Source organism: Micromonospora sp. WMMA1998 (assembly GCF_027497375.1).
Classification (GTDB): Bacteria; Actinomycetota; Actinomycetes; order Mycobacteriales; family Micromonosporaceae; genus Micromonospora; species Micromonospora sediminicola.
The window spans coordinates 4,866,398-4,891,544 of sequence record NZ_CP114911.1 but is presented as its reverse complement, the minus strand read 5'-3'; the positions used below and the strand labels follow the sequence as shown (position 1 = coordinate 4,891,544).

Below are 25,147 nucleotides of genomic sequence, written 5' to 3'. Positions count from 1 at the left end.
TGCGGTAGAGGAAGGGCCCCTTATTAACAACTCACTGTTAATAAGGGGCCCTTCCTTGCACGCAAAGAGGGTCAGCCGGCTTCGACGATCATGCCCGCGCCGACCGTCCGGTTGGTGGCCTCGTCGATGATGACGAACCCGCCGGTGGTGCGGTTGCGCCGGTACTCGTCGGCGAGCAACGGGACGGTGGTGCGCAGCCGCACCCGGCCGATCTCGTTGAGCTTCAACTCGCCGGCCGACTCGTCCCGGTGCAGCGAGTTGACGTCCAGCCGGTAGTGCAGCTCCCGCACGATCGTCCGCGCCGTACGGGTGGTGTGCTTGATCGCGTACCTGCCGCCGACCTGCAACGGCCGGCTCTCGTCCATCCAGCAGACCATCGCCTCGATGTCCTGCGCGACCATCGGGGCGTTGTTCGGCCGGCAGATCATGTCGCCGCGGGAGATGTCGATCTCGTCGGTCAGCCGGACCGTCACCGACATCGGCGGGAACGCCTCGTCCACCGGGCCGTCGGCGGTCTCCACCGCGGCGATGCGGCTGGTGAAGCCCGACGGCAGCACCATCACCTCGTCACCCGGCTTGAGCACGCCCGAGGCCACCTGGCCGGCGTAGCCCCGGTAGTCGGTGACGGTGGTGGACTGCGGCCGGATCACGTACTGCACCGGGAACCGCACGTCGACCAGGTTGCGGTCCGACGCGATGTGCACCCGCTCCAGGTGGTGCAGCAGCGACGGGCCCTCGTACCACTGCATGTTCTCCGAGCGGGAGACGATGTTGTCGCCGCGCAGCGCGGAGATCGGCACCACGGTCAGGTCCGGCACGTCGAGCTTCGCGGCGAACGCGGTGAACTCGTCGGCGATCCGCTCGAACACCTCCTGCGACCAGTCGACCAGGTCCATCTTGTTCACGCACAGGACCAGGTGCGGCACCCGCAGCAGCGAACAGAGGAAGGCGTGCCGGCGGGACTGCTCCACCAGGCCCTTGCGCGCGTCGACCAGGATCAGCGCCAGGTCGGCGGTGGAGGCGCCGGTGACCATGTTCCGGGTGTACTGGATGTGCCCGGGGGTGTCGGCGATGATGAACTTCCGCCGCGGCGTGGCGAAGTAGCGGTACGCCACGTCGATGGTGATGCCCTGCTCCCGCTCGGCGCGCAGGCCGTCGGTGAGCAGCGCCAGGTTGGTGTACTCGTCGCCCCGCGCGGCGCTGACCGCCTCGACCGCGGCGAGCTGGTCGCTGAAGAGCGACTTGGTGTCGTACAGCAGCCGGCCGATCAGGGTCGACTTGCCGTCGTCGACGCTGCCGGCGGTGGCGAACCGCAGCAGGTCCATCGGCCGGGCCGACGCGTCGGCCTCGGCCGGCGCCACAGTCTCGACGCTCATCAGAAGTAGCCCTCTCGCTTGCGGTCCTCCATGGCGGCCTCGCTGACCCGGTCGTCGCCGCGGGTCGCGCCGCGCTCGGTGATCCGGGTGGCGGCCACCTCCTCGATCACCTTCTCCACCGTGTCGGCGTCCGAGCGGACCGCCGCGGTGCAGGAGGCGTCGCCCACGGTCCGGTACCGCACCTGGGCCTTGAACGGCTGCTCACCGGCGCGGGCCCGGAAGAACTCGTTGACCGCGTAGAACATGCCGTCGCGCTCGATCACCTCGCGCTCGTGCGCGTAGTAGATCGACGGCAGCGGGATCCGCTCCCGCGCGATGTAGTGCCAGACGTCCAGCTCGGTCCAGTTGGACAGCGGGAACACGCGGATCGACTCGCCGGGGTGGTGCCGGCCGTTGTAGAGCGACCACAGCTCCGGGCGCTGGTTCTTCGGATCCCACTGGCCGAACTCGTCGCGGAAGCTGAACACCCGCTCCTTGGCCCGGGCCTTCTCCTCGTCCCGCCGGGCGCCGCCGAAGAGCGCGTCGAACCGGTGCTTCTCCACCGCGTCGAGCAGCACCGGGGTCTGGATGCGGTTGCGCATGCCGTCGGCCGACTCGCGCACCATGCCCTTGTTCAGGGCCTCCGGCACGCTGGCCACGATGAGCTGCAGGCCCAGCTCGGCCACCCGCTGGTCGCGGTAGTCGAGCACCTCGGGGAAGTTGTGCCCGGTGTCCACGTGCATCACCGGGAACGGGATGTTGGCCGGCGCGAACGCCTTCTGGGCCAACCGGAGCATCACGATCGAGTCCTTGCCGCCGGAGAAGAGCAGCACCGGCCGCTCCATCTCGGCGACGACCTCGCGCATCACGAAGATGCTCTCCGCCTCGAGCGCGTCGAGGTGCGACACCTGGTACGCGGCGGGGGACGTCATGACACGAACTCGATTCGCTCGGATCCGCACATCGGGATTCCAGACCTTTCCGGTCGGAGTCGTGAAGAAGATTGCTCAGGTTACCCGGAATGCCGCTGCAGCGCTGCAAGCAACCGACCCGCGAGATCCTTGCGGCAGACCAGCAGATCGGGTAGCCGGGGGTCGGCCCCGTTGTATTTCAGCGCAGAACCGTCGATCCGGGAAGCGTGCAATCCGGTGGCCGTCGCCACAGCCACCGGAGCGGCCGAGTCCCACTCGTACTGACCGCCCGCGTGGATGTACGCGTCGACCTCGCCGGTCACCACGGCGGCGATCTTCGCGCCCGCCGAGCCCATCGGGACCAGATGAGCGCCGACGTCCTCTGCCAGATCGGTCAGGAAAACCGGCGGACGGCTACGACTGGCCGCCAACCGGATGGTCCGCGCGCCGGCCGCCGTCGCCGCCTCCAACCGCATCGGCGGGTACGCCGGTGGATAGTCCGTGCCCAGCACCCGGTGCTGCGCCGGCAGCCCCACCGCGCCCGCCACCAGACCGTGCGGCGAGGGCGCGTGCCGCGACCAGAGCGCCACATGCACCGCCCAGTCCGCCCGCCCGTCCTCGGCGTACTCCCGGGTGCCGTCCAGCGGGTCGACGATCCACACCCGGTCCGCGGTCAGCCGGGGCATCGCCTCGTCGCTCACCTCGGCGGTCCAGGCCAGCCGCGACCCCTCGTCCTCCTCCGACAGCACCGCGTCCGCCGGACGCCACCGCGCCAGCTCGGTGCGGATCAGGTCGTGCGAGATCTTGTCCCCGGCGGACCGCAACGCCCCGGCGTCGGCGAAGCCCATCTCCGCGCGCAGGGCCATCAGCGCCTGCCCGGCCCGCGACGCGAGCCAGCGCGCGAACGCGCCGTCGATCATCGGAGGACTGCCCATGGTGTCTTCGCTCCCGTCGCTGCCTTCGCTCCCGTCGCAAAGGCGCAGACTACCGGCCGGCGGGCGACCTGCCGGTCAACCCCCGTGGTACAGGTTCTGCGTCGGCTCCACACCCTTGGTGACCACCGACTCCACCACGTCCGCCGCGCGGTCCACCAGGAACTCCAGTTCCTTGCGCTCCGCGGCGGAGAAGTCCGACAGCACGTAGTCCGCCGGATCCTGCCGGCCGGGCGGCCGGCCGATCCCGAACCGCACCCGGACGTAGTCCTTCGTGCCGAGCGACTTCGACATCGACCGCAGCCCGTTGTGGCCGCCCTCGCCGCCGCCGCACTTGACCCGCACCTGCCCGTACGGAATGTCCAGATCGTCGTGCACCGCGATCACCCGGGCCGGCGGGATCTTGTGGAACTGGGCCAGCCCGGCCACCGGGCCGCCGGAGAGGTTCATGTAGGTCAACGGCTTCACCAGCACCAGCTTCGGCCCGCCGAACCCCAGCCGCCCCTCGGCCACCTCGGCCACCGCCCGCTTGTGCCGGCCGAACTTCGCGCCCACCCGGGCGGCCAGCAGGTCGGCCACCATGAAACCGACGTTGTGCCGGTTGGCCGCGTACTCCCGACCGGGGTTGCCCAGGCCGACCACCAGCCACGGCCCCGCCTCGTCCGTCACGCCACGTCCCTCCCGCTCTTCCCCACGACCCGCCTTCGATACGCCGACAGGCGCCCCCGGAAACCGGGGACGCCTGTCGCACAGCCTGCGGGCCGATCAGGCCTCGGTCTTCGGCTCCTCGGCGGCCGGCTCGCCCTCGGCCGGGGTGCCCTCTTCGCCCTCGGCGGTCTCCTCGCCGACCTCGGCCTCGGCCTCGGACTCGGCAACCTCGACCTCGGGGAGGGTGGCCTCGAGCTGCTCGGCGGTCGGGGCGGCCGTCACCGAGGCGACAGCGGTCTCCTCGTCGATGGCCAGCTCCACGCCCGAGGGCAGCTCGACGTCGGCGGCGGTGATCGTGGTGCCCGGCTCGGCGCCCTCGATCGACGCCTCCAGGTGGTCCGGCACCTTGGTGGCGTCGGCGGTCACCGACAGGGTGTCGTGGTCGTGCACGATCAGGGTGTCCTTCGCGGCCTCACCGGTCAGCTGGACCGGGACCTCGACGGTGACCTTCTCGCCACGACGGACCAGCAGCAGGTCCACGTGCTCGAAGGTGTCCTTGATCGGGTCACGCTGGATCGCCTTCGGCAGCGCCAGCACCTGGGTGCCGTCGCTCACCTCGATGGCGAAGAGCTGGTTCGCGCCGCCCTTGCGGATCGCGGCGGCGAAGTCACGCGCCGGAAGCGCGATGTGCTTGGGCTTCTCGCCGTGGCCGTACAGCACGGCGGGCACCTTGCCGGCCCGGCGGGTACGACGGGCACCACCCTTGCCGAACTCGGTACGGGGCTCGGCGCTGATCTTTACCTCGGACACGGGGAAACTCCTGATGCTTCGCTGCGGCGGCTTGTCGTCTGGCGGTGCTGGGCGAGGGGCTCGCTGGGGCTCAAGGTCATGAACGACCGCCCGGAGCACCGCGTCGATGACGGCGCCTCCGTGCGGTGCTTGTCAGCAGCCCGCCGGGCACCCTCGCCGTGGCAACCGCACTAGTCTACCCGAGCGGATTCCGGGCTTTCCGGCAGTCCCCCATATCACCGCGCCGGCCGGCGCGCAGGGCAACGGCCCGGCCGCCGGACCACGCCGGCGACCGGGCCCACCATCAGCTCAGGCCACCGAACAGGGTGGTCACCGAACCGTCGTCGAAGACCTCCCGGATCGCCCGCGCCAGCAGCGGGGCGATCGACAGCACGGTCAGCTTGTCCAGCTGCTTCTCCGGCGGCAGCGGCAGCGTGTTCGTCACCACGACCTCGCTGATCGGGCTGTTCTTCAGCCGCTCGGTCGCCGGGTCGGACAGCAGCGCGTGGGTCGAGGCCACCACGATCTCCGCCGCCCCCGACTCCTTGAGGATGTCGGCCGCCTTGGTGATCGTGCCACCGGTGTCGATCATGTCGTCGACGATCAGGCAGACCCGGCCCTCGACCTCACCGACCACGCGGTTCGCCACCACCTGGTTCGGCTTCATCGGATCCCGCGTCTTGTGGATGAACGCCAACGGGCAACCGCCCAGGCGGTCCGTCCAGCGCTCGGCCACCCGCACCCGGCCCGAGTCCGGCGCCACCACCGTCATCGGACGGCCGGCGTACTTGTGCTCCACGTACTCGGCCAGGATGTCCATCGCGAACAGGTGGTCCACCGGGCCGTCGAAGAAGCCCTGGATCTGCGCGGTGTGCAGGTCCACCGTCAGGATCCGGTTCGCGCCCGCGGTCTTCAGCAGGTCGGCCACCAGCCGCGCCGAGATCGGCTCCCGGCCGCGGTGCTTCTTGTCCTGCCGCGAGTAGGGGTAGAACGGCAGCACCACGGTGATCCGCTTGGCCGAACCACGCTTCAGCGCGTCGACCATGATCAGGGTCTCCATGACCCAGGTGTTCACGCCGTGCGTCACGGACTGCACCACGAAGGCGTCCGAACCACGGACCGAGTCCTTGAACCGTACGAAGATCTCACCGTTGGCGAACTCGTACGCGTCGGCCGGCGTCGGCGCGACGCCGAGCACCTCACCGATCTCCTTGGCCAGCTCCGGAAAACCCCGTCCGGAAAAGAGCATCAGGCTCTTGCGGTTCTCGGCGACGATGCTGCCCATGGGCCCGTCTGCTCCCGTATGTCGGTGGTACCCGGCGGCGGTGGGCCGGGGACTGTTCGGTTGCAGTATCCCCCGGGTTCACCGGTCCACCCACGGCCCGGCGGTCCCCGTGGATTCAGTCACCTTCGCTTGCGGCCGCACCCGGCTCCGACGCACCCTCGCGGGCCCGCTGCGCGGCCTCCGCGGCGGCCGTGCCGGACCGCTTGCGCACCACCCAGCCCTCCACGTTGCGCTGCTGACCCCGGGCCACCGCCATCGCGCCCGGGGGCACGTCCGCGATGATCACCGAACCGGCCGCGGTGTACGCGCCGTCGCCCACCCGCACCGGCGCCACGAACATGTTGTCCGCCCCGGTACGCGCGTGGCTGCCGATGGTGGTGTGGTGCTTGCTGACGCCGTCGTAGTTGACGAACACCGTCGCCGCGCCGATGTTGCTGTGCTCGCCGATCGTCGCGTCCCCCACGTACGACAGGTGCGGCACCTTCGAGCCCTCACCGATCGACGCCTTCTTGGTCTCCACGAACGTGCCGACCTTCGCCTTGCGGGCCAGCCGCGACTCCGGCCGCAGGTACGCGTACGGCCCGACGCTGGCCTGCGGGCCCACCTCGGCGCCCACCGCGTGGCTGCGCACCACGCTGGCCTCCTCACCCACCACGGTGTCGACGAGCGTGGTGTCCGGGCCGACCAGCGCGCCCGCGCCCACCACGGTGGCGCCCTGGAGCTGGGTGTTCTGGTCGATCACCGCGTCCTTCTCCACGGTCACCGTCACGTCGATCCAGGTGGTGTGCGGGTCGAGGATGCTCACGCCGGCGCGCATCCAACCCTCGTTGACCCGGTCACGCAGCAGCCGGCGCAGCCCGGCCAGCTCCACCCGGTCGTTGCAACCCAGCGTCTCCACGTGGTCGGCGGCACAGTGCACCGCCACCGGCTCGCCGGCGTCCCGCAGCAGGGCGAAGACGTCGGTCAGGTATTCCTCGCCCTGGTCGTTGTCGGTGGACAGCTTGCCCAACGCCTCCCGCAGCCGGGCCACGTCGAACGCGTAGATGCCCGCGTTGATCTCCCGCAGCGCGCGCTGCTGCGGCGTGGCGTCCCGCTCCTCGACGATCTGCTCCAGCTGGCCCTGCGTGTCCCGCACGATCCGGCCCAGCCCGGTCGGGTCCGGCACCTCGGCGGCCAGCACGGTCGCCGCCGCGCCCGCGCCCTCGTGCGCCTCGACCAGGGCCTCGACGGTCGCCGGTCGCAGCAGCGGCACGTCGCCGTTGATCACCACGACCGTGCCGGTCGCGTCCGGCACCGCGTCCAGCGCGATCCGGACCGCGTGCCCGGTGCCGAGCTGCCGCTCCTGGAGCACCGGGGTGGCCGCCGGCGCGACCTGGGTCAGGTGTTCCCGTACCTGGTCGGCCCCGTGGCCGACCACGACCACCGTGCGGTCGGCGCCCAGTGGCCCGGCCGCGGCGAGGACGTGGCCGAGCAGGGTACGGCCGAGCAGTGGGTGCAGCACCTTGGGCAGGGACGACTTCATCCGCTTGCCCTCACCGGCGGCGAGCACGACAACGGTGCGGAGGTGGGGCTGGGACACGACGTGCTCCCGTCGGGACGGCGACAGTCTCGCGGTCATGCTAACCACGCGGCGGAGGGCAAAGAGCAGAAGCTCCCGGGAGAGGATTCGAACCCCTATAATCAGGACCAAAACCTGACGTCCTGCCATTAGACGACCCGGGAAGGTCGAAATCGGGCAAATAGGAACCCGCCCGATGGCTGCCTACACCTTACCGGTCACCGGGTGGATCTTCATTGCTCATTCCCCTCATGATCCCCTCGATCCGCCAGTAGAGCCGGCTGGCTCCTACGACATGGACCACCAGGCAGCCGCGATAGTCGGCCCCGACGTTCTGCCGTCTGGTCAGCGGTCGATGTTTCTTGATCGTGGTCCGCTGGAACCGCTCCGCCGACACGCCCACGTGCGCCGCCCACCACCGCACCGCCGCCCCCTCGTCCGCCGTCTCGTGGATGCTCACCCGGAACCGGCGGTCATCGGCCGGCACCTCGACGGCATCCAGGAAGCGCAGGAAAAGGCCGACCAGCACCAGATCGCTGTTGACGAACTTGACCGTGAAGTCGCGCGGCCGCCAGGGTTTCGCCTTGCCACCCTCACACCAGTAGACGGCCGCCCCGACGAGCATCAGCTCACGTCGCTCAAGCCGCCCGACCCAACCGGCCGCCGCGGCGACCACCTCGGCCCGGGCCGCGTCTCGGGCAGCCCGGTGCGCGCCCCACTGCGCGTCGAAGCGGGCCCGCTGGGCGGCCCCACGCCGCTGCCGCACCAACTCGGGGTCGAGCGGCAGATGCCGGGTCCAGAGGTAGGCCGTGGACCTGGACACGTGGAGCCGCTCTGCGATCTCCCCGACCGGACAACCGGCACGCCGCAGCACGAGCGCCTGGGCGTAGAGCTTCGGCTTGCGGCCACGGTAGGCGCGCGGCTCCGTCGTCGAGTCATCAGGAAGCGCCACCCGGACAGATTAGAACGCACGTACGACAGCGACCGACCGGTCGGCCCAGGTGAGCAGCGCCTGGCAGGATGGGCCGGGTGACCGATGTTCCCGGTAGCGACCGCTCTCGCCGACGGGCCGTCCCGGCGGCGAAGCCGTCCCGGGTGCGGATGTCCGCGGCGCAGCGGCGCGAGCAGTTGATCTCGATCGCTCGGCAGATCTTCGCCGAGCGCGGGTTCGACGCCACCTCGATCGAGGAGGTGGCGGCGCGGGCGAAGGTCTCCAAGCCGGTGGTCTACGAGCACTTCGGCGGCAAGGAGGGGCTCTACGCGGTGGTGGTGGACCGGGAGGTCCGTTCGCTGCTGGACCGGATCACCACGGCGCTGACCGCGGGCCACCCGCGCGAGTTGCTGGAGCAGGCGGCGCTGACGTTGCTCACCTACATCGAGGAGGAGACCAGCGGGTTCCGGGTGCTGGTCCGTGAGTCGCCGTTGATGTCGGCGACGGGCAACTTCAGCAGCGTGATGAACGACGTCGCGCACCAGGTGGAGCACATCCTCGGGGCCGAGTTCTCCAGCCGGGGCTACGAGCCGAAGCTGGCGGAGCTCTACTCCCAGGCGCTGGTGGGCATGGTGGCCCTGACCGGGCGCTGGTGGCTGGAGGTGCGCAAGCCGCGCAAGGAGACGGTGGCCGCGCACCTGGTGAACCTGGCCTGGAACGGCCTGTCGCACCTGGAGTCGAAGCCGGGCCCGATCAGGGGTTAGGGCCTCTCGGCGACCGGGTGGTAGCGGCGGCGGCGTTCCTCGTCCGCGTGCTCGGGCGGTCCGACCTTGTCGTACAGGCCGGTGGCGAGCAGGATCAGCCCGAACAGCAGCGACACGATGACGGTGGACATCGAGAAGTTCAGAAAGTTCGCCGAGGTCTGCAGCACGGACATCATCAGGATGCCGGTGACCAGGAAGACCGCGCCGGCGGTGAGGTTCATGTAGTGCCCGAGGTTGTTCCGGCGGGACGCGCCGACGATCAGGATCGCACCGAAGATCACCGAGACCAGCGAGAAGGCCAGGTTGGTGCGGAGCCCGAGGGCCCAGTTGCTGTTGCGGGCGAACAGTCCTTCGCCCCAGGTCTGGAAGACGCCGTAGACGCCGAAGACCAGGATGTAGAGACCGATGAGCCCGGACAGCACCCGGTAGAGCGGTCGCGCGGGATGGTTCACCGGGAAATGCGCCATGGTGCCCTCCAGCCATCTGACTGATTCGGGGCAATTGTCACCCGGGGCGCCGGCTCCCGTACCGGAAAACGCCGAAGGCCCGGCGCGCACGCCGGGCCTTCGGGGTGGATCGGGGTCAGAGCACCAGGCGGGCCTTCTGCCAGGCCTCGTGCTCGTCGTCGGTGCCGACCTTGCCGTACATGCCGACCATCAGGAGCACCAGCGCGAGGGTCATGACCACGACCACCGTCATGATCGAGAAGTTGACGATGTTGGCGTCGGTCTGGATGAACGCCAGCGCGGCCAGGCCGATGGCCATCAGGGTGTAGGCCAGCCACTGGTTGATCGCCACGTCGAGGTTGCGGCCGATCGCGGTGCCGACCAGGATCACCACGCCGATGAGCACCGACAGCAGCGAGAAGCCCATGTTCGTGCCCTGGCCGAGGACCTTGGTGTCGTCCTGCGCGAAGAAGTCGTTGCCGGCGCTGGCGATGATGCCGAGGCCGCCGAAGACGACGAAGTACAGACCAACGAGCCCGCCGATCGCCCGGTAGATCGGCCGCGCGGGGTGGTTGACGGGGGTGTGGGCCATCTCTGCGTCTCCAAAAGACCGTTCGGACGAGGGTTCCGCCGCTGATTGTCGCGTACGCCGGTCAGTGACGCCGCACACCCCCCATGCTCAGCCGGCCGGCAGCTCCTCGGCCAGGGCCAGCCAGGTCTCCTCGGTGCGGTCCCGCTCGGCCCGCACCTCCTTGAGCTGGGCGTCCAGCTCGGCCACCTTCGCGTAGTCGGTGGCGTTGGCGGCGAGCTGCTCGTGCAGGCCCGCCTCCTTCTGCTCCAGCTTGGCGATCTGCCGTTCCAGCCGGTTGAGTTCCTTCTTCGCGACGCGTACCTCGGCGGCGGACATGCCGTCGCGGGCCGGGGCGGCCGTGCCGGGGGTGAGGTCGGCGGGCGCCGGGCCGCCGGCCGCGGCGGCGCGGGCGAGGTACTCGTCGACGCCGCCGGGCAGGTGCACGAGCCGACCGTCGCCGAACATGCCGTACGCGACGTCGGTGACCCGCTCGATCAGGTAGCGGTCGTGGCTGGCCACCACGATGGTGCCGGGCCAGGAGTCGAGCAGGTCCTCCAGCGCGGCGAGCGTGTCGGTGTCCAGGTCGTTGGTGGGCTCGTCGAGCAGGAGCACGTTGGGTTCGCCGGCGAGCAGCCGCAGCATCTGCAGGCGGCGGCGCTCACCGCCGGACAGGTCGCTCACCGGCGTCCAGAGCCGCCGGTCGTCGAAGCCGAAGATCTCGGCGAGTTGGGCGGCGCTGATCTCCCGGTCGCCGAACTGGACCCGGCGGGCCACCTCCTCGACCGCCTCCAGGACGCGCAGGTGGCCGGGAAGCTCGGCGAGTTCCTGGGAGAGAAACGCCGGCCGCACGGTCTGCCCGGCGGCGAACCGGCCGCCGTCGGGGCCGGTCACCCCGGCCAGCATTCGCAGCAGGGTGGTCTTGCCGGCGCCGTTGCGGCCGAGGACGGCGACCCGGTCGCCGGGCCCGACCTGCCAGGTGGTGTCGTGCAGGATCTCCTTGGGGCCGGCGTGCAGGCGGACGTGCTCCAGGTCGTACACCTGCTTGCCGAGGCGGGCGGTGGCGAGCCGTTGCAGCGACATGGTGTCGCGGGGTTCCGGCACGTCGGCGATGAGCGCGTTGGCGGCGTCGATGCGGAACTTGGGCTTGGAGGTGCGCGCCGGCGCGCCCCGGCGCAGCCAGGCGATCTCCTTGCGGAGCAGGTTCTGCCGGCGGGCCTCGGTGGCCGCGGCGACCCGCTGCCGCTCGACGCGGGCCAGCGTCCACGCGGCGAAGCCGCCCTCGTACGCCCGGACGGTCTGGTCGGCGACCTCCCAGGTGGTGGTGCAGACGGCGTCCAGGAACCAGCGGTCGTGGGTGACCACGACGAGCGCGCCCTTGCGGCTGACCAGGTGCCGGGCCAGCCAGTCGACTCCGCCGACGTCGAGGTGGTTGGTGGGCTCGTCGAGGACGAGCAGGTCGGCGTCGCGGACCAGCAGCGCGGCGAGCGCGACCCGGCGGCGCTCGCCGCCGGACATCGGGCCGACCGGCGTGTCGAGGCCGAGGTGGGGCATGCCGAGGCCGTCGAGGATGGCCCGGACGCCGGCGTCGCCGGCCCACTCGTGCTCGGCGCCCATGCTCTCGTCCAGCCAGGCGGTGCCGAGGACGACGTCCCGCACGGTCAGGTCGGGCGCCAGGTCCAGGCGCTGCGGCAGCCAGGCCACGCGCAGGTCCCGGCGGTGGGTGACGCGCCCGTCGTCGGGCTCCTCGGTGCGGGTGAGCAGCCGCAGCAGGGTCGACTTGCCGGCGCCGTTGAGGCCGACGACGCCGACCCGGTCGGCGTCGTCGAGGCCGAGCGAGACGTCGGTGAGCAGCGGCCCGGCGGCGCCGTACCCCTTGGACACCCGGTCCAGGTTGACGATGTTGGCCACAGACCCACCCTTCATGACTCAGGCGCCCCGGGGGCCGGGACGCCTGGGTCAAGGGTACGGGGCGTCAGACGACGCGGGCGCCGGCGACCGGGCCGTGGGCGACCCGTGCCTCCCGGCACACCCCGGCGGCGGTCAGCTCGGCGGCGATCCGTCCGGCGTCGGCGGCGTCGGCGGCGAGGAACACGCAGGTCGGTCCGGAGCCGGAGACGATCCCGGCGAGCGCGCCGGCGGCCTCGCCCGCCTTGAGCGTCTCGGCCAGGGTGGGGCGCATGGTCAGCGCGGCGGCCTGCAGGTCGTTGCCGAGCGTGGCGGCGAGCACCCGGGGGTCCCGCTGCCGCAGCGCGCCGAGCAGCGCGTCGGTGCTGCCCAGCGGCTCGCCGGCGGTCCCGGCGTCGCGCAGCCGGTCGAGTTCGCGGTAGGCGGCCGGGGTGGACAGGCCGCCGTCGGCGACGGCCACCACCCAGTGCCAGGAGGTGGGGCGGGCCAACACCGGGCTGACCGCCTCGCCCCGGCCGGTGCCCAGCGCGGTGCCGCCGTGGATCAGGAACGGCACGTCGGAGCCGAGGTCGGCGGCGATGCCGGCCAGTTCGTCGCGGGACAGGCCGGTGCCCCAGAGCGCGTCGCAGGCGACCAGCGCGGCGGCCGCGTCGGCGCTGCCGCCGGCCAGCCCGCCGGCGAGCGGGATCTGCTTGCGCAGGTGCAGCCGGGCGTGCGGGGCGACACCGGCGTAGCCGGCGAGGGCGTGCGCGGCGCGCATCGCCAGGTTCGAGTCGTCCAGGGCCAGCTCGCCGGCGCCTTCGCCCTCCATGGTCAGGGTGAGCGTGTCGCCGCGGCGGGCGGTCAGCTCGTCGTAGATGGAGATCGCGTGGTAGACGGTGTTCAGCTCGTGGTAGCCGTCGCGCCGCAGCGGTCCCACCCCGAGATGCAGGTTGACCTTGGCGGGCACCCGCACCTTGACCGGACCGCTGGCCCCGCGCCGCTGCCCGTCCTCGTCCTCCGGTCGCCAGGCCTCGGTCACCGGGTGAGCTCCCGTGGGCGCAGGCGGATGTCGAACGGCTTCTGCACGGTCAGCTCCTCGGCGGGGTCGGGCAACGGCGCCAGCCTACTGGGCGCCGGCGGAGCCGTCCGGGGCCGACGCGGCGATGGCGGCGAACTGCTCGACGGTGAGTGACTCGCCGCGTGCGCCCGGGTCGACACCGGCCGCGGTGAGCGCCGCGGCGGCCCGGTCCGCGCCGCCGGCCCAACCGGCCAGGGCGGCCCGCAACGTCTTGCGCCGCTGGGCGAACGCGGCGTCGACCACAGCGAAGACGGCCGGCCGTGGTACGTCCGGGCGGGGCGACTCGCGCCGGGTGAACGCGACCAGGCCGGAGTCGACGTTGGGCACCGGCCAGAACACGTTCGGTGGGACCTTGCCGGCGGAGCGGGAGCGGGCGTACCAGGCGAGCTTGACCGAGGGGATGCCGTAGACCTTCGAGCCGGGGCCGGCGACGAGCCGGTCGGCGACCTCCTTCTGCACCATGACCAGGCCGTGGCGCAGGGTGGGCAGCTCGGCGAGGAGGTGCAGCACCACCGGGACGGCCACGTTGTAGGGCAGGTTCGCCACCAGCGCGGTGGGCGCCGGGTCGGCCAGGTCGGCGGCGGTGACCCGCAGCGCGTCGGCGGGGTGCACGGTGAGCCGGGCGGCGTCCGGGCCGGCGAACCGGGCGGCGGTCTCCGGCAGCGCGGCGGCGAGCGTCGGGTCGAGTTCCACGGCGTGCACGTGCGCGGCCACCGGCAGCAGGGCCAGGGTGAGCGAGCCGAGCCCGGGGCCGACCTCCAGCGCCACGTCGTCCGGGGTCAGCCCGGCGGCGGTGACGATCCGGCGGACGGTGTTCGGGTCGTGCACGAAGTTCTGGCCGAGCTTCTTGGTCGGCGTGACGCCGAGCCGCGCGGCGAGTTCCCGGATCTCCGCCGGGCCGAGGAGTCCGGTCACGCCCCGTAGCGTAAGCGCCTGGGCGTTGCCGTTAGGAGGGGCCCCTTCTTATCGCCTGGCGATAAGAAGGGCCCCCTCCTTTCACCAAGGGCCGAATGCGCGGTCACCGTTGGTGGAGATGGCCGCGCACAGGGTGTCCAGGTCGGCGCCGGTGGTCTCGGCGAGGAACCGGACGGTCAGCGGGATCAGGTACGACGCGTTCGGCCGTCCCCGGTGCGGCATCGGGGTGAGGTAGGGAGCGTCGGTCTCCACCAGCATCTGCTGCGGCGGGGTGACGGCGGCGGCCTCCCGCAGCGCGGCGGCGCTGCCGAACGTGACGGTGCCGGCGAAGCTGAGCAGGAAGCCGCGGCGGACGCACTCGCGGGCGAAGTCGGCGTCGCCGGAGAAGCAGTGCATGACGACGGTGTCCGGCGCGCCCTCGTCGTCGACGATGCGCAGCACGTCGGCGTGGGCGTCGCGGTCGTGGATGACCAGCGCCTTGCCGTGCCGCTTGGCGATGGCGATGTGCGCGCGGAAGCTCTCCTCCTGCGCGGCCCGCCCCGCGTCGCCGGTGCGGAAGAAGTCCATGCCGGTCTCGCCGACGCCCCGGACCCGGTCCCGGCCGGCCAGCGCCTCGATCTCGCGCAGCGCCTCGTCGAGGTCGGCCAGGCGGGGCGCCTCGTTGGGGTGCAGCGCCACGGTGGCCAGCACCGGGGCGTACCGGTCGGCGACGTCGGCGCCCCACCGGGACGACTCGACGTCCACGCCGACCTGGACGAGCCGGTCGACCCCGACCTGGGCGGCGACGGCGATCGCGACGGCGACCGGATCGTCGCCGGTGGCGCCGCCGGGCGTCCCGTACTCGCCGACGGTGATGTCGAGGTGGGTGTGGCTGTCCAGCACGGGCCGGGGCAGCGGCTCGGGGGCGGGCGGGAACTCGCCGGCCCGGCGGGCGGCGCGCTGCTTGCGGGTCTCGGTCTGCTCGGTCATCGCGGCCAGCATCACACACCCGCCGGGGCCGACGTTCCCGGACCGCCACCGGCTGTTCACACGGTCAACATCTGGCCGGCTTAGCGTCCCGGGGTGACCGTCACCGACCAGACCGGCGGGGCCGCCTCCGAGCGGACCGGGTTGCGCGTGACGTACGACGGTCGCGTGCACCCGGCCGAGGAGATCGCCCGGGGCGCCGCGTACGAGTTGTTCAGCGCCGACGAGGCCCCCGGCTTCGAGTGGTGCCCCCGGCCCGGGCTGGCCTACCCGTGGCGCAGGTTCGTGCACGCGACCGAGGTCGGCGCGGTGCACGGGGCGGCCGAGCCGAGCGAGGACGCGGACGCGCCGCTGCTGATGCCGCTGCACCGGGACCGGGGTTGGGCGTACGTGCACCAGCTCAGCCAGCAGCCGGGGGCGGCCGGTGACCCGACGCTGGCGGCGGTCCGGGCGTCGGCGGTGATCCGGCCCGGCACCCGGATGGTGAAGGTGCTGTCCGCGCGGCAGCTCGCCGGTTACGTGCGGGGCTGGCTGCCGCACGGTTTCTGCTATCGGGAGCACGACGTGGCGCACCTGCGGACGCCGGCGGGGATGGCGGTGCTGCGCGGCGACCCGGAAGGCGGCGACGTGGCGTACGCGTTGCGCTGGCGGGCCGCCGACCCGGCCGACTACGACGTCCCGGTCGGCGCGGCCCACCGGGGGTTGACCGCGCTGCCGCCCCGGGACCGGCTCGGCCCGCCGGTGCTGGGCACCGGGTTCGTGCCGAGCAACGTCCAGCTCGTGCCGGAGTTCGTCACCCGGGACTTCGCCGACCTGCCGATGCCGGCGAACGCCACCCTGCTCGCCTATCCGGCCGAGGGGGTGGAGGTGGTGCTCTACACCTACCAGGCGGAGCAGCGCGGCTGGTTGCGCCTGGCCGGCCCGCAGTGGCGGCACCTGCTGGCCGCGGTGCCCGGCCTCTCCGCCGACCAGGAGTACGTGCCGACCGGTGACGCGCCGCGCTCCACCCAGCTCGTCGGCGCGTACGGCGGAACGGAGTACGAGGCGGTGGCCGACCAGCCGGGCGGGTTCCGGGTGCTGGCGATGACCCGGGCGGCCCGCTATCCGGTGGAGGCGGCGGCGCGGCGGCTGCGGATGGCGTCCTGGCGTGGGGTGCCCTGCCTGGTGCTGCGGGAGGAGGCGGGGTGGTCGCGGTTGCGGCTGTCCCGTCCGGATCCGGACGCGGTGGCCGCGACCGGGGCGCAGTGTCACGAACGGGGCGTCTACGAGGTGTGGGCGCCCGGCGCCGAGTTGGCCGACGACCGGGTGGTGGATCTGCCGTATCCGCAGCGGAGCGCATAGACGGCGGCTGGTCGGGAAGGCGGGGGCGTCCGAGGCCCCACGCAGGAGGATGTTTCCGACATGCCTTTCGTCACCGTCGGTACGGAGAATTCCGCACCCATCGACCTGTACTACGAGGATCACGGCTCCGGTCAGCCGATCGTGCTGATCCACGGGTTCCCGTTCAACGGGGCGACCTGGGAGAAGATCAGCGGGCCGCTGCTCGCCGCCGGATACCGGGTGATCACGTACGACCGGCGCGGTTACGGCAGTTCCGCCCAGCCGGCGTCCGGCTACGACTACGACACGTTCGCCGCCGACCTCGACGTGCTGATGACCGAACTGGACCTGCGCAACGCGATCCTGGTCGGGCACTCGATGGGCACCGGTGAGGTCACCCGCTACCTGGGCGCGTACGGATCGGACCGGGTGGAGCGGGCGGTCATGATGGCGCCGTTGGCGCCGTACCTGCTGAAGGCGCCCGACGACCCGGAGGGCGTCGACAAGAGCCTGTTCGAGGGGTTCCAGAAGGCGATCATCCAGGACCGCTTCGCCTACCTGACCCAGTTCTGCGACGCGTTCTTCAACGCCAGCGAGAACCGGGGCAAGCTGGTCAGCGACGAGGCGTACCACGCGCACTGGCAGATCGGCGCGCAGGCGTCGGCCAAGGGCACCCACGACTCGGTGGACGCCTGGCAGACCGACTTCCGCGGTGACCTGCCGAACATCGACGTGCCGGTGCTGATCATCCAGGGCGACAAGGACAACGTGCTGCCGTACCCGGTGACGGGTCAGCGGCTGGTGAACATGCTGTCCGACGCCAAGCTGGTCACGCTCAAGGGCGCGCCGCACGGCACGCCGTGGACGCATCCCACCGAGGTCAACAAGGCCATCATGGAGTTCATCGGCAAGCCGAGCATGGCGACCGCCTGACCGGGCGGACGACCGCGGCCCCGGGGATCCCCCGGGGCCGCGGTCACGCGTGCCTGGTCAGCCGGCGAGGCGGGCCAGTTCCTCGTCGACGACGGACGGGTCGAGCTTGCGGAACACCGGCTTCGGCGCCGCGAGCGGTCGGCCCACCTCCAGGGGTACGGACTCCCAGCGCGCCCCGACCGTGTAATCCCCGGTCAGCACCGGGTACGCCGGCCCGCCGTCGAGGTCGTCGACCTCCTCGATGACCGGCATCGGCGCGTGCGTGCCGGTGCCGCCGAGCAGCTCGTGGATCTTCTGGGCGGAGTGCGGCAGGAACGGGGTGAGCAGCGTGTTGGCGTCGCTGACCACCTGGAGCGCGACGTGCAGGATGGTGCCCATCCGGGGCTTGTCGTCGTCGCCCTTGAGCTTCCAGGGCGCCTGCTCGGACAGGTACTTGTTGGCCTCGGCGACGACCTTCATGGCCTCGCCGATGGCCTGCTTCTGCCGGTGCCGGGCGATCAGGTCGCCGACGACCGCGAAGCCGGCGCGGGCGGTGTCCAGCAGCGCCCGGTCGGCGTCGGTGAGCCCGGCCGGGTCGACCGGCGGGATCGCGCCGAAGTTCTTCGCCGCCATCGACACGGACCGGTTGACCAGGTTGCCCCAGCCGGCGACCAGTTCGTCGTTGTTGCGGCGGAGGAACTCGGCCCAGGTGAAGTCGGTGTCGTTGCTCTCCGGGCCGGCCACCGCGATGAAGTAGCGCAGCGCGTCGGCGTCGTAGCGCTCCAGGAAGTCGCGGACGTAGATGACCACCTTGCGGGAGGAGGAGAACTTCCGCCCCTCCATGGTCAGGTATTCGCTGGAGACGACCTCGGTGGGCAGGTTGAGCCGGCCCAGGTCGCCGGGCTCGCCGTCGCGGGAACCCTCGCCGGAGTAGCCGCCGAGCAGGGCCGGCCAGATCACCGAGTGGAAGACGATGTTGTCCTTGCCCATGAAGTAGTAGGAGCGGGCGTCCTTCCCCTCGGCGTCGGTCGACCACCACCTGCGCCACGCCTCGGGGTCGCCGGAGCGGCGGGCCCACTCGATGGAGGCGGACAGGTAGCCGATGACCGCGTCGAACCAGACGTAGATCCGCTTGTCAGACCGGTCCTGCCAGCCGTCGAGGGGGATCGGCACGCCCCACTCCAGGTCGCGGGTGATGGCCCGGGGCTGGAGGTCGTCGAGCAGGTTGCGGGAGAAGCGCAGCACGTTGGGGCGCCAGCCGTCCCGGCTGTCGAGCCACTGCCGCAGCGCGTCGGCCAAGGCGGGGAGGTCGAGGAAGAAGTGCTCGGTCTCCACGAACTCCGGCGTCTCACCGTTGATCTTGGACTTGGGATCGATCAGGTCGATCGGGTCGAGCTGGTTGCCGCAGTTGTCGCACTGGTCGCCGCGCGCGCTGTCGTAGCCGCAGATCGGGCAGGTGCCCTCGATGTAGCGGTCGGGCAGGGTGCGGCCGGTGGACGGAGAGATCGCCCCGGTGGTGACCTTCGGGACGATGTAGCCGTTGCGGTGCAGCCCGGTGAACAGCTCCTGCACCACGGCGTAGTGGTTGCGGGTGGTGGTCCGGGTGAACAGGTCGTAGGACAGGCCCAGCGCCCGCAGGTCCTCGGCGATCACCCGGTTGTAGCGGTCCGCCAGCTCGCGCGGCGTGACGCCCTCGGCGTCGGCCTGCACCTGGATCGGGGTGCCGTGCTCGTCGGTGCCGGAGACCATGAGCACGTCGTGGCCGGCCATCCGCATGTACCGGGCGAAGACGTCGGAGGGAACGCCGAATCCGGATACGTGGCCGATGTGGCGCGGGCCGTTGGCGTAGGGCCAGGCGACCGCGGCGAGAACGTGACTCATGAGCGTCAAGCCTAGTGAGTGCCCCGGGGCACCCGCGAACCAATAGGCCGGCCGTTCCCGCCGTACGCCCGATTTGTCGCCGACACGCGGCCTGAGCTGCCTGGCGAGCCCGGTGCGGCGGTGTGGAATGAACGTCGTGACCAGTAGACCAGCGGCACCGGAGCCGTCGGCGGCCGCCGCGCGGGCCGCGCGGCCCGCGACCGGCGCGCCGGTCGCCCCGCAGCCCCGGCTCGACCCGACGGACCCGCCGGTCGAGGTGGAGCCGACCACCGGGGCGCCGGTGGACGCCGTGCCCCGCCGGGTGCCGGTGCGGCAGCCCCGGTGGCAGCGCCGGGGCGCGCCGGCGGGCGACGACGCCGCCGTCTGGGCGCCGATCGAGAAGGTGCACTGGGACGGCACGCCCCTGCGCGACGAACCGCGCCGCCGGGCCGGTCGCACCCGCGCCCGCCGCGAACCGGTCCGCCCGACCCATCCGCCGGATCCGCCCGCCGGTCTGGCGGCGCTGCTGACGCTGAGCCTGCTCGCCGCGTTCTTCGCCTGGGTGAGCGCCGGGCCGTTCTGGCTGGCGGTGGGGCACTCCACCGGCGGCACGGTGATGATCACCGAGTGTGTCGGGGGCGGGCTCACCCAGCGCTGCCGGGGGATCTTCCTGGCCGACGGCGACCGGTTCCAGGCCCACGGCGTGCGGGTCAGCGGCGTGCCGGCCGGTCGCACCGCCACCGGCAGCACGCTGCCCGCCCGGATGACCGGGCCGCAGGGCTCCACCGCCTACGCGGACACCGGGCCCGGCCGGCACCTGCGGTGGCTGCTCGGCCTGGCCCTGGTGGCGGGTTGCGCCGTCGCGATCCCCCGGTGGACCGGCGCCACCCGGCTCGCGGACGAGCGGCAGCGGCGCTGGGCGGTGGGGCTGGCGCTGGCCGGCCCGCTGCTGATCACCGTCGGCTTCCTCGCCGCCGCCTGGTGAGGCGTGCCGCCGCTCAGCGGTGCACGACCGCGTAGACCTCGCGGCGACGCAGCCCGTAGGCGGTGGCGACCTCGGTGATCGCGTCCCGCCGGGACATCCCGGCCGCCTCGCGCTCGTCGACCGCGGCGCGCAGCGTCTCGTCGTCCGGCCGGGCCGCCGGTTGCGCCGAGGCGCCGGCCACCACCAGCGTGATCTCGCCGCGCACGTCGCCCGCCGCGGCCCACTCGGCCAGCTCGCCGAGCGGCCGGCGGACCACCTCCTCGTAGGTCTTGGTCAGCTCCCGGCAGAGCGCGGCGGGCCGGTCCGGGCCGAACGCCTCGGCCAGGTCGGCCAGCGCCCCGGTGATCCGGTGCGGCGCCTCGAAGAGCACCAGCGTGCGCTCCTCGGCGGCGAGCGCACGCAGCCGGGACCGCCGGGCGCCGGGGGTGCGGGGCAGGAAACCCTCGAAGCAGAACCGGTCGCAGGGCAGCCCGGACAGCGCCAGCGCGGTGGTGACCGCGCTCGGCCCGGGGGCCGCGGTCACCGGGACACCGGCGTCCAGCGCGGCGCGGACCAGCCGGTAGCCGGGGTCGGAGACGCTCGGCATGCCGCCGTCGGTGACCAGGGCGATCGTGTAGCCGGCGGTCAGCACGTCGACCAGTTCGGGGGTACGCCGCTCCTCGTTGCCCTCGAAGTAGGAGACGATCCGGCCGGGCACCGTGACGTCCAGGTCGCGGGCCAGCCGGGTGAGCCGCCGGGTGTCCTCGGCGGCGACCACGTCGGCGGTGGCGAGCGCCTCGCGGAACCGGGCGGACGCGTCGGCCGGGTTGCCCAGTGGCGCACCGAGCAGCACCAGTCGCCCGACCTCGGACATTTCACCCACGGCGTGCGCTCCCTCATCGACGGTCGTACCAATTTCGGAGACGACGTACGCCACCGGGCACCCTCGCAGCCTACGATCGCCGGGTGACGAGTGCGTCGACAGCACAGAGCGCGAACGCCGAGCTTTCTCCCGACGACCGGGCCACCGGCTCCCCGGGCGACACCGGCGGGGGTGGGATCCCGGCCGCCGTCCGGCGCCGGCTCGCCACCGTCGACGACCGCATCGGTCGGGGGCAGGCCTGGCTGGCCACCGCGGTGGTGGTGGCGATCGCCGCGATCCTGCGCTTCGTCGGGCTCAGCCACCCCCCGGGCAAGATCTTCGACGAGACCTACTACGCCAAGGACGCGTACGGGCTCATCGACCGCGGGGTCGAGTGGAACTACAAGGACAACGGCCCGTCGTACGTGGTCCACCCGCCCCTGGGCAAGTGGCTGATCGGGCTCGGCGAGTGGGCCTTCGGCTACCAGGACGCGGAGACCAACATCTCCGTGCCGGGGCACCTCGTGACGACCGCCCCGGAGTTCGGCTGGCGCTTCGGCGCGGCGCTGGCCGGCACGGTGTCGGTGCTGCTGCTGGTACGCATCGGCCGGCGGATGTTCCGGTCCACGGTGCTCGGCTGCGCGGCCGGCCTGCTGCTCGCGCTGGACGGCTTCCACCTGGTGCTGTCCCGCTCGGCCATCCTCGACATCTTCCTGCTGCTGTTCGTGCTGGCCGCGTTCGGCGCGCTGGTGCTCGACCGGGACGCCCGACGGCGGCGGTGGGCGCGGGCGCTGGAGGCGGGTCTCGACCCGACGCTGCGGGGGCGGGCCGGGCGGCCGGCGTCGGGCTGGCGGGACTGGCCGTGGTGGCGGTTCGCCGCCGGGGTGCTGCTCGGCTGCGCCTGCGCGGTGAAGTGGAGCGGGCTCTACTTCGTGCCGGCGTTCGCGTTGCTGGTGCTGCTCTGGGAGGTCGGGGTCCGCCGGTCGGCCGGGGTCCGTCACCCGTGGCGGGACGCGGTCCTCGACGAGCTGCCCTGGCTTCTGGTGGCCGGCGTGCTGATGGTGGCCACCTACGTGGCGACCTGGTCGGGGTGGCTGCTCAGCGACGACGGCTACTACCGTCTGGCCGCCCGCTACCCGAACACCCCCGGACTGAGCGACACCCCGGTCATCGGTCCCCTGATCAATTTGTGGGAATACCACAAGGCCGCGTACGGCTTCCACACCCAGCTCGACGACCCGCACAAATACCAGTCCTGGCCGTGGCAGTGGCTGCTGCTCGGCCGGCCGGTGGCGTTCTACTGGTCCGGCGACGGCAACTGCGGCGCGTCGAGCTGCGCCTCGGAGGTGCTGCTGCTGGGCACCCCGCTGCTCTGGTGGTCGTTCCTGCCTGCGCTGGCCACGACCGTCTGGCTGGGCCTGGCCCGGCGCGACTGGCGGGCCGGGGCCATCCTGCTCAGCGTGGCCGCCGGCCTGCTGCCCTGGTTCTGGTTCGCGCTGGACGGGCGGACGATGTTCTCGTTCTACGCCGCGCCGGCGGTGCCGTTCCTCGTGCTCGCGGTGGTCTACGTGCTCGGCGCGATCGCGACCCCCGCACCGGTCTCCGCAACGGCGCCGCCACCGAGCACCGAGCAGGTCGGCGACCGACGGCTGGTGGGCGGGATCATCGCGGGCGCCTACGTGCTGCTGGTGGCGCTCTGCTTCGGTTACTTCTATCCGGTGTTCGTCGGGCGGCTGCTGCCCTATGCCGACTGGTCCGCCCGGATGTGGCTGGACGGTCGCTGGATCTGACCCCGGCCGAACGGGGGCACGAAAAAGCACGCCCCGATCGCCTGCCACGGGGGAAGCGGGCGATTGGGGCGTGCAAGACAGAGCTTAGCTACAGTCCGGCAGCCGCACAACGGGTGCAGGTGCGTCAGATTTCCGACCAATGCGCCACCCCCCGAAAGGTTTACATCGGGCAGCTAACGGTGGGTCATGTTCCGGAAGCGAAGCGGGGCCGACGGAGGGGCGTCCCGGGAGCCACCGACCCGGATGATCTTCCAAAGTGGATCTCACTACACTTCGCCCGGTGATCAACAAGAGACGATCGACGGCCGTCCTCATCGGACTGCTGACGGCGACCGCGATGATCGGTCCGAGCCCCGCCGGGGCCGACGACGAGACCCCCGAACCCGCCGCCGAGCCGCCGAAGGTCGAACTGGTCCTCGACGTCAGCGGCTCGATGCGGGCCCGCGACATCGACGGGCGCAGCCGGATCTCCGTCGCCCAGCAGGCGTTCGACGAGGTGGTCGACGGCCTGCCCGACGAGACACAGCTCGGCATCCGGGTGCTCGGCGCGACCTACCGGGGCAAGGACAAGAAACAGGGCTGCCTGGACACCCAGCAGATCGTGCCGGTCGGCCCGGTGGACCGCACGGCGGCCAAGGCCGCGGTCGCCGGGCTGCGACCCACCGGCTTCACCCCGGTCGGTCTCGCGCTGCGCTCCGCCGCGCAGGACCTGGGCACCGGCAGCACCGCCCGGCGGATCGTGCTGATCACCGACGGCGAGGACACCTGCGCGCCGCCCGACCCGTGCGAGGTCGCCCGCGAGCTGGCCGCCCAGGGCACCCGGCTCGTCGTCGACACGCTGGGCCTGGCCCCGGACGAGAAGGTACGCCGGCAGCTGCTCTGCATCGCCGGCGCGACCGGCGGCACGTACACGGCGGCGCAGAGCGCCGACGAGTTGACCGGCCGGATCAAGCAACTGGTCGACCGGGCCCGGGACACGTACACGGCCACCCCGGCGGTGGTCGGCGGCGCGGCGGCCTGCGACGGCGCGCCGCTGCTCGCACCCGGCGTCTACAGCGACCGGGAGGCGTTCTCCGAGCACCGCTGGTACCGCGTGCCGGTGCGCCCCGGGCAGGAGCTACGCGCCTCGGTCAGCGTCGCGCTGGACCGCCCGGTCAACCCGGACTACGGCGTGCTGCTGCGGGCCACCGCGCCGGACGGGCGGGAACTGGTCCGCGGCGTCGACGCCGGCAGCGGGCGTACCGACGTGGTCTCGGCCGGCCTGCGCTGGTCGGCCGCCGAGGAGCAGGACGCGGCGAGCCCGGAGCCGACCCCCGGCGGGACGCAGGCCGCGCGGACCGTCTGCCTGGTGGTCAGCAACTCGTTCGCGGCGCGGGCCGGCACCCGGGCCGAACCGGGCATGCCGGTCGAGTTGACCGTGGACGTGGTCGCCGCCTCCCCCGCCCCGGACGGGCCGGACCTCGGCCGAGGCTGGGTCCTGCTGCTCCTGCTCACCGTGGCCGGCCTGGTCACCGGGCTGCTCGCCGGCCTGCTCACCCGCTGGTGGGTGGCCACGTGGAGGGAGAACTGAGGATGCGTACCCCGATTCGCCTCGCGGCGGCGACGGCCGCCGCGGGCCTGGCCCTCACCCCGGCCGCGGCCCTCGCCGCCCCCAGCCCGTCACCGGGCGCGACCACCGTGACCAAGGCCGGCACCTCGTTCCTCACCGCTGCCACCGTCACGGCCGGCCAGCCGGTACGGGTGGGCGCCTCCACCGGCGACCACCTGTACTGGTCGTTCCGGGCCGACGCCGGCCAGGTCCACGAGGTCGGCGTCACGGTCACCTTCCCCAAGCGACGCAGCGGCGCGTCCACCTGGACGGTCGACGTCTTCGACGGACTGCGCCGCCGGCAGGCCTGCACGGCCGGCGCGCAGACCCCCACCGCGGACCCGGCGGCGACCAGCGTGACGCTCGGCTGCACGCTGCGGCGGGTGCGGCCGTGGGCCGAGCCGTGGTCGGGTGACCCCCTGCCCGGCACCTACTACGTCCGGCTCTCCGTCACCGACCTGCCCGAGCCGGACCTCGGTCTGCCGATCGAGGTGGACATGCTGGTCGGCGCCACCGACTCCGGCGGCGCCTCCGGCGACGACGGTGAGCTGGCCGCGCCCCTGGTGCCGAACACGCGGGCCGGCACGCTGCTGACCGCCGAGCCGACGCCCGAGCCGGTGGCCGAGGAGGAGACCGACCTGACCGGCTGGCTCCCCGAGGCCGGCTCGCGCTGGGTCTGGACCGGCGTGGGCGGCGTGCTCGCCGCCGTGGCCGGCGTGGCCGGTTTCGCCCTCACCCGGCGGCCCCGCCGTCCCTAGGCACCGAAACGGTCCCTCAGACCGCGACCGGTGGCCGCCGTGAACCCGACGCGGCGG

The 25,147-nt window shown here is 72.5% G+C and carries 23 protein-coding genes and 1 tRNA gene; 7 read left to right on the top strand and 17 right to left on the bottom strand.

The window, feature by feature from the left end; all coding sequences use genetic code 11:
• Positions 1–71 precede the first annotated feature (71 nt).
• The 9 genes from cysN to O7600_RS22640 form a co-directional block, all read right to left on the bottom strand.
• Positions 72–1,376, bottom strand: a complete 1,305-nt coding sequence (cysN, locus tag O7600_RS22680) for a sulfate adenylyltransferase subunit CysN (protein ID WP_091582478.1) — start codon at positions 1,374–1,376, stop codon at positions 72–74.
• Entirely contained in the window at positions 1,376–2,287 is a 912-nt protein-coding gene (gene cysD / locus O7600_RS22675) for a sulfate adenylyltransferase subunit CysD (protein WP_091582481.1), read from the bottom strand. The genes cysN and cysD overlap by 1 nt, the downstream gene beginning before the upstream one ends.
• An 80-nt stretch (positions 2,288–2,367) precedes the next feature.
• Positions 2,368–3,201 carry an inositol monophosphatase family protein gene (locus O7600_RS22670; protein WP_281590430.1) on the bottom strand — a complete coding sequence of 278 codons (834 nt, stop codon included), beginning with the start codon at positions 3,199–3,201 and terminating at the stop codon, positions 2,368–2,370.
• A 75-nt stretch (positions 3,202–3,276) separates the two neighbouring features.
• Positions 3,277–3,867: an aminoacyl-tRNA hydrolase gene (gene pth, locus O7600_RS22665; protein WP_281590428.1), complete on the bottom strand. Its 591-nt coding sequence runs from the start codon at positions 3,865–3,867 to the stop codon at positions 3,277–3,279.
• 96 nt (positions 3,868–3,963) lie between these two features.
• Positions 3,964–4,656 carry a 50S ribosomal protein L25/general stress protein Ctc gene (locus O7600_RS22660; protein WP_281590426.1) on the bottom strand — a complete coding sequence of 231 codons (693 nt, stop codon included), beginning with the start codon at positions 4,654–4,656 and terminating at the stop codon, positions 3,964–3,966.
• 283 nt (positions 4,657–4,939) lie between these two features.
• Complete coding sequence (locus tag O7600_RS22655) at positions 4,940–5,920, bottom strand: ribose-phosphate diphosphokinase (RefSeq protein WP_281590424.1); 981 nt, start codon at positions 5,918–5,920, stop codon at positions 4,940–4,942.
• 115 nt (positions 5,921–6,035) lie between these two features.
• Positions 6,036–7,538 carry a bifunctional UDP-N-acetylglucosamine diphosphorylase/glucosamine-1-phosphate N-acetyltransferase GlmU gene (gene glmU / locus O7600_RS22650; protein WP_348651355.1) on the bottom strand — a complete coding sequence of 501 codons (1,503 nt, stop codon included), beginning with the start codon at positions 7,536–7,538 and terminating at the stop codon, positions 6,036–6,038.
• Between the two features lie 33 nt (positions 7,539–7,571).
• Positions 7,572–7,642: transfer RNA gene (locus tag O7600_RS22645), tRNA-Gln, on the bottom strand.
• 47 nt (positions 7,643–7,689) lie between these two features.
• Positions 7,690–8,430 (bottom strand): resolvase, encoded by a 741-nt coding sequence (locus O7600_RS22640; protein WP_281590422.1) that lies wholly within the window; start codon positions 8,428–8,430, stop codon positions 7,690–7,692.
• 77 nt (positions 8,431–8,507) lie between these two features.
• Here O7600_RS22640 and O7600_RS22635 point away from each other — a divergent pair, with 77 nt between their 5' ends.
• Positions 8,508–9,173 carry a TetR/AcrR family transcriptional regulator gene (locus O7600_RS22635; RefSeq protein ID WP_091582500.1) on the top strand — a complete coding sequence of 222 codons (666 nt, stop codon included), beginning with the start codon at positions 8,508–8,510 and terminating at the stop codon, positions 9,171–9,173.
• Here O7600_RS22635 and O7600_RS22630 read toward each other — a convergent pair.
• The 6 genes from O7600_RS22630 to O7600_RS22605 all read right to left on the bottom strand — a co-directional run bounded on the left by O7600_RS22630 (position 9,170) and on the right by O7600_RS22605 (position 15,051).
• A complete protein-coding gene (locus O7600_RS22630) occupies positions 9,170–9,640 on the bottom strand; it encodes a DUF4383 domain-containing protein (protein ID WP_281590419.1) in 471 nt (156 codons plus the stop codon). The two genes, O7600_RS22635 and O7600_RS22630, sit on opposite strands and share 4 nt — an antisense overlap.
• Before the next feature lie 115 nt (positions 9,641–9,755).
• Positions 9,756–10,211, bottom strand: coding sequence for a DUF4383 domain-containing protein (locus O7600_RS22625; protein WP_281590417.1), 456 nt, complete (start codon positions 10,209–10,211; stop codon positions 9,756–9,758).
• A gap of 87 nt (positions 10,212–10,298) precedes the next feature.
• The gene (locus O7600_RS22620; RefSeq protein WP_281590415.1) at positions 10,299–12,098 is read right to left on the bottom strand and encodes an ABC-F family ATP-binding cassette domain-containing protein; all 1,800 of its coding nucleotides are present in this window, start codon (positions 12,096–12,098) and stop codon (positions 10,299–10,301) included.
• Between the two features lie 64 nt (positions 12,099–12,162).
• Positions 12,163–13,116 (bottom strand): 4-(cytidine 5'-diphospho)-2-C-methyl-D-erythritol kinase, encoded by a 954-nt coding sequence (locus O7600_RS22615; RefSeq protein WP_281590413.1) that lies wholly within the window; start codon positions 13,114–13,116, stop codon positions 12,163–12,165.
• Positions 13,117–13,200: 84 nt separating this feature from the next.
• Positions 13,201–14,070 (bottom strand): 16S rRNA (adenine(1518)-N(6)/adenine(1519)-N(6))-dimethyltransferase RsmA, encoded by an 870-nt coding sequence (rsmA, locus tag O7600_RS22610; RefSeq protein ID WP_281590410.1) that lies wholly within the window; start codon positions 14,068–14,070, stop codon positions 13,201–13,203.
• A gap of 81 nt (positions 14,071–14,151) precedes the next feature.
• Positions 14,152–15,051, bottom strand: coding sequence for a TatD family hydrolase (locus O7600_RS22605; protein WP_281590408.1), 900 nt, complete (start codon positions 15,049–15,051; stop codon positions 14,152–14,154).
• Positions 15,052–15,132: 81 nt separating this feature from the next.
• On the opposite strand from O7600_RS22605, the gene O7600_RS22600 reads away from it, so the two are divergent.
• Both O7600_RS22600 and O7600_RS22595 read left to right on the top strand, forming a co-directional pair.
• Positions 15,133–16,377, top strand: a complete 1,245-nt coding sequence (locus O7600_RS22600; RefSeq protein ID WP_281590406.1) for a hypothetical protein — start codon at positions 15,133–15,135, stop codon at positions 16,375–16,377.
• Positions 16,378–16,437: 60 nt separating this feature from the next.
• Positions 16,438–17,289 carry an alpha/beta hydrolase gene (locus O7600_RS22595; protein WP_281590404.1) on the top strand — a complete coding sequence of 284 codons (852 nt, stop codon included), beginning with the start codon at positions 16,438–16,440 and terminating at the stop codon, positions 17,287–17,289.
• A gap of 57 nt (positions 17,290–17,346) precedes the next feature.
• Here the strand turns inward: O7600_RS22595 and metG are convergent, their stop codons facing one another.
• Complete coding sequence (gene metG / locus O7600_RS22590) at positions 17,347–19,149, bottom strand: methionine--tRNA ligase (RefSeq protein WP_281590402.1); 1,803 nt, start codon at positions 19,147–19,149, stop codon at positions 17,347–17,349.
• Between the two features lie 127 nt (positions 19,150–19,276).
• Here metG and O7600_RS22585 point away from each other — a divergent pair, with 127 nt between their 5' ends.
• Entirely contained in the window at positions 19,277–20,113 is an 837-nt protein-coding gene (locus O7600_RS22585; protein ID WP_281590401.1) for a hypothetical protein, read from the top strand.
• 13 nt (positions 20,114–20,126) lie between these two features.
• Here O7600_RS22585 and rsmI read toward each other — a convergent pair whose 3' ends face one another.
• Positions 20,127–20,975 (bottom strand): 16S rRNA (cytidine(1402)-2'-O)-methyltransferase, encoded by an 849-nt coding sequence (gene rsmI, locus O7600_RS22580; protein WP_281590398.1) that lies wholly within the window; start codon positions 20,973–20,975, stop codon positions 20,127–20,129.
• Between the two features lie 83 nt (positions 20,976–21,058).
• On the opposite strand from rsmI, the gene O7600_RS22575 reads away from it, so the two are divergent.
• The 3 genes from O7600_RS22575 to O7600_RS22565 all read left to right on the top strand — a co-directional run bounded on the left by O7600_RS22575 (position 21,059) and on the right by O7600_RS22565 (position 25,090).
• A complete protein-coding gene (locus O7600_RS22575; protein WP_281590396.1) occupies positions 21,059–22,744 on the top strand; it encodes a phospholipid carrier-dependent glycosyltransferase in 1,686 nt (561 codons plus the stop codon).
• Positions 22,745–23,024: 280 nt separating this feature from the next.
• On the top strand, positions 23,025–24,314 hold the full coding sequence (locus O7600_RS22570; RefSeq protein WP_281590394.1) for a VWA domain-containing protein: 1,290 nt from the start codon (positions 23,025–23,027) through the stop codon (positions 24,312–24,314).
• Between the two features lie 2 nt (positions 24,315–24,316).
• The gene (locus O7600_RS22565; protein ID WP_281590392.1) at positions 24,317–25,090 is read left to right on the top strand and encodes a peptidase; all 774 of its coding nucleotides are present in this window, start codon (positions 24,317–24,319) and stop codon (positions 25,088–25,090) included.
• Positions 25,091–25,147: the final 57 nt, after the last annotated feature.

Bases quoted from the DNA above. Each gene is read 5' to 3' on its own strand.
- cysN (WP_091582478.1), bottom strand. From the start codon at position 1,376: ATGAGCGTCGAGACTGTGGCGCCGGCCGAGGCCGACGCGTCGGCCCGG.
- cysD (WP_091582481.1), bottom strand. From the start codon at position 2,287: ATGACGTCCCCCGCCGCGTACCAGGTGTCGCACCTCGACGCGCTCGAG.
- O7600_RS22670 (WP_281590430.1), bottom strand. From the start codon at position 3,201: ATGGGCAGTCCTCCGATGATCGACGGCGCGTTCGCGCGCTGGCTCGCG.
- O7600_RS22655 (WP_281590424.1), bottom strand. From the start codon at position 5,920: ATGGGCAGCATCGTCGCCGAGAACCGCAAGAGCCTGATGCTCTTTTCC.
- glmU (WP_348651355.1), bottom strand. From the start codon at position 7,538: ATGACCGCGAGACTGTCGCCGTCCCGACGGGAGCACGTCGTGTCCCAG.
- O7600_RS22630 (WP_281590419.1), bottom strand. From the start codon at position 9,640: ATGGCGCATTTCCCGGTGAACCATCCCGCGCGACCGCTCTACCGGGTG.
- O7600_RS22625 (WP_281590417.1), bottom strand. From the start codon at position 10,211: ATGGCCCACACCCCCGTCAACCACCCCGCGCGGCCGATCTACCGGGCG.
- O7600_RS22605 (WP_281590408.1), bottom strand. From the start codon at position 15,051: ATGCTGGCCGCGATGACCGAGCAGACCGAGACCCGCAAGCAGCGCGCC.
- O7600_RS22595 (WP_281590404.1), top strand. From the start codon at position 16,438: ATGCCTTTCGTCACCGTCGGTACGGAGAATTCCGCACCCATCGACCTG.
- metG (WP_281590402.1), bottom strand. From the start codon at position 19,149: ATGAGTCACGTTCTCGCCGCGGTCGCCTGGCCCTACGCCAACGGCCCG.
- O7600_RS22585 (WP_281590401.1), top strand. From the start codon at position 19,277: ATGAACGTCGTGACCAGTAGACCAGCGGCACCGGAGCCGTCGGCGGCC.
- O7600_RS22565 (WP_281590392.1), top strand. From the start codon at position 24,317: ATGCGTACCCCGATTCGCCTCGCGGCGGCGACGGCCGCCGCGGGCCTG.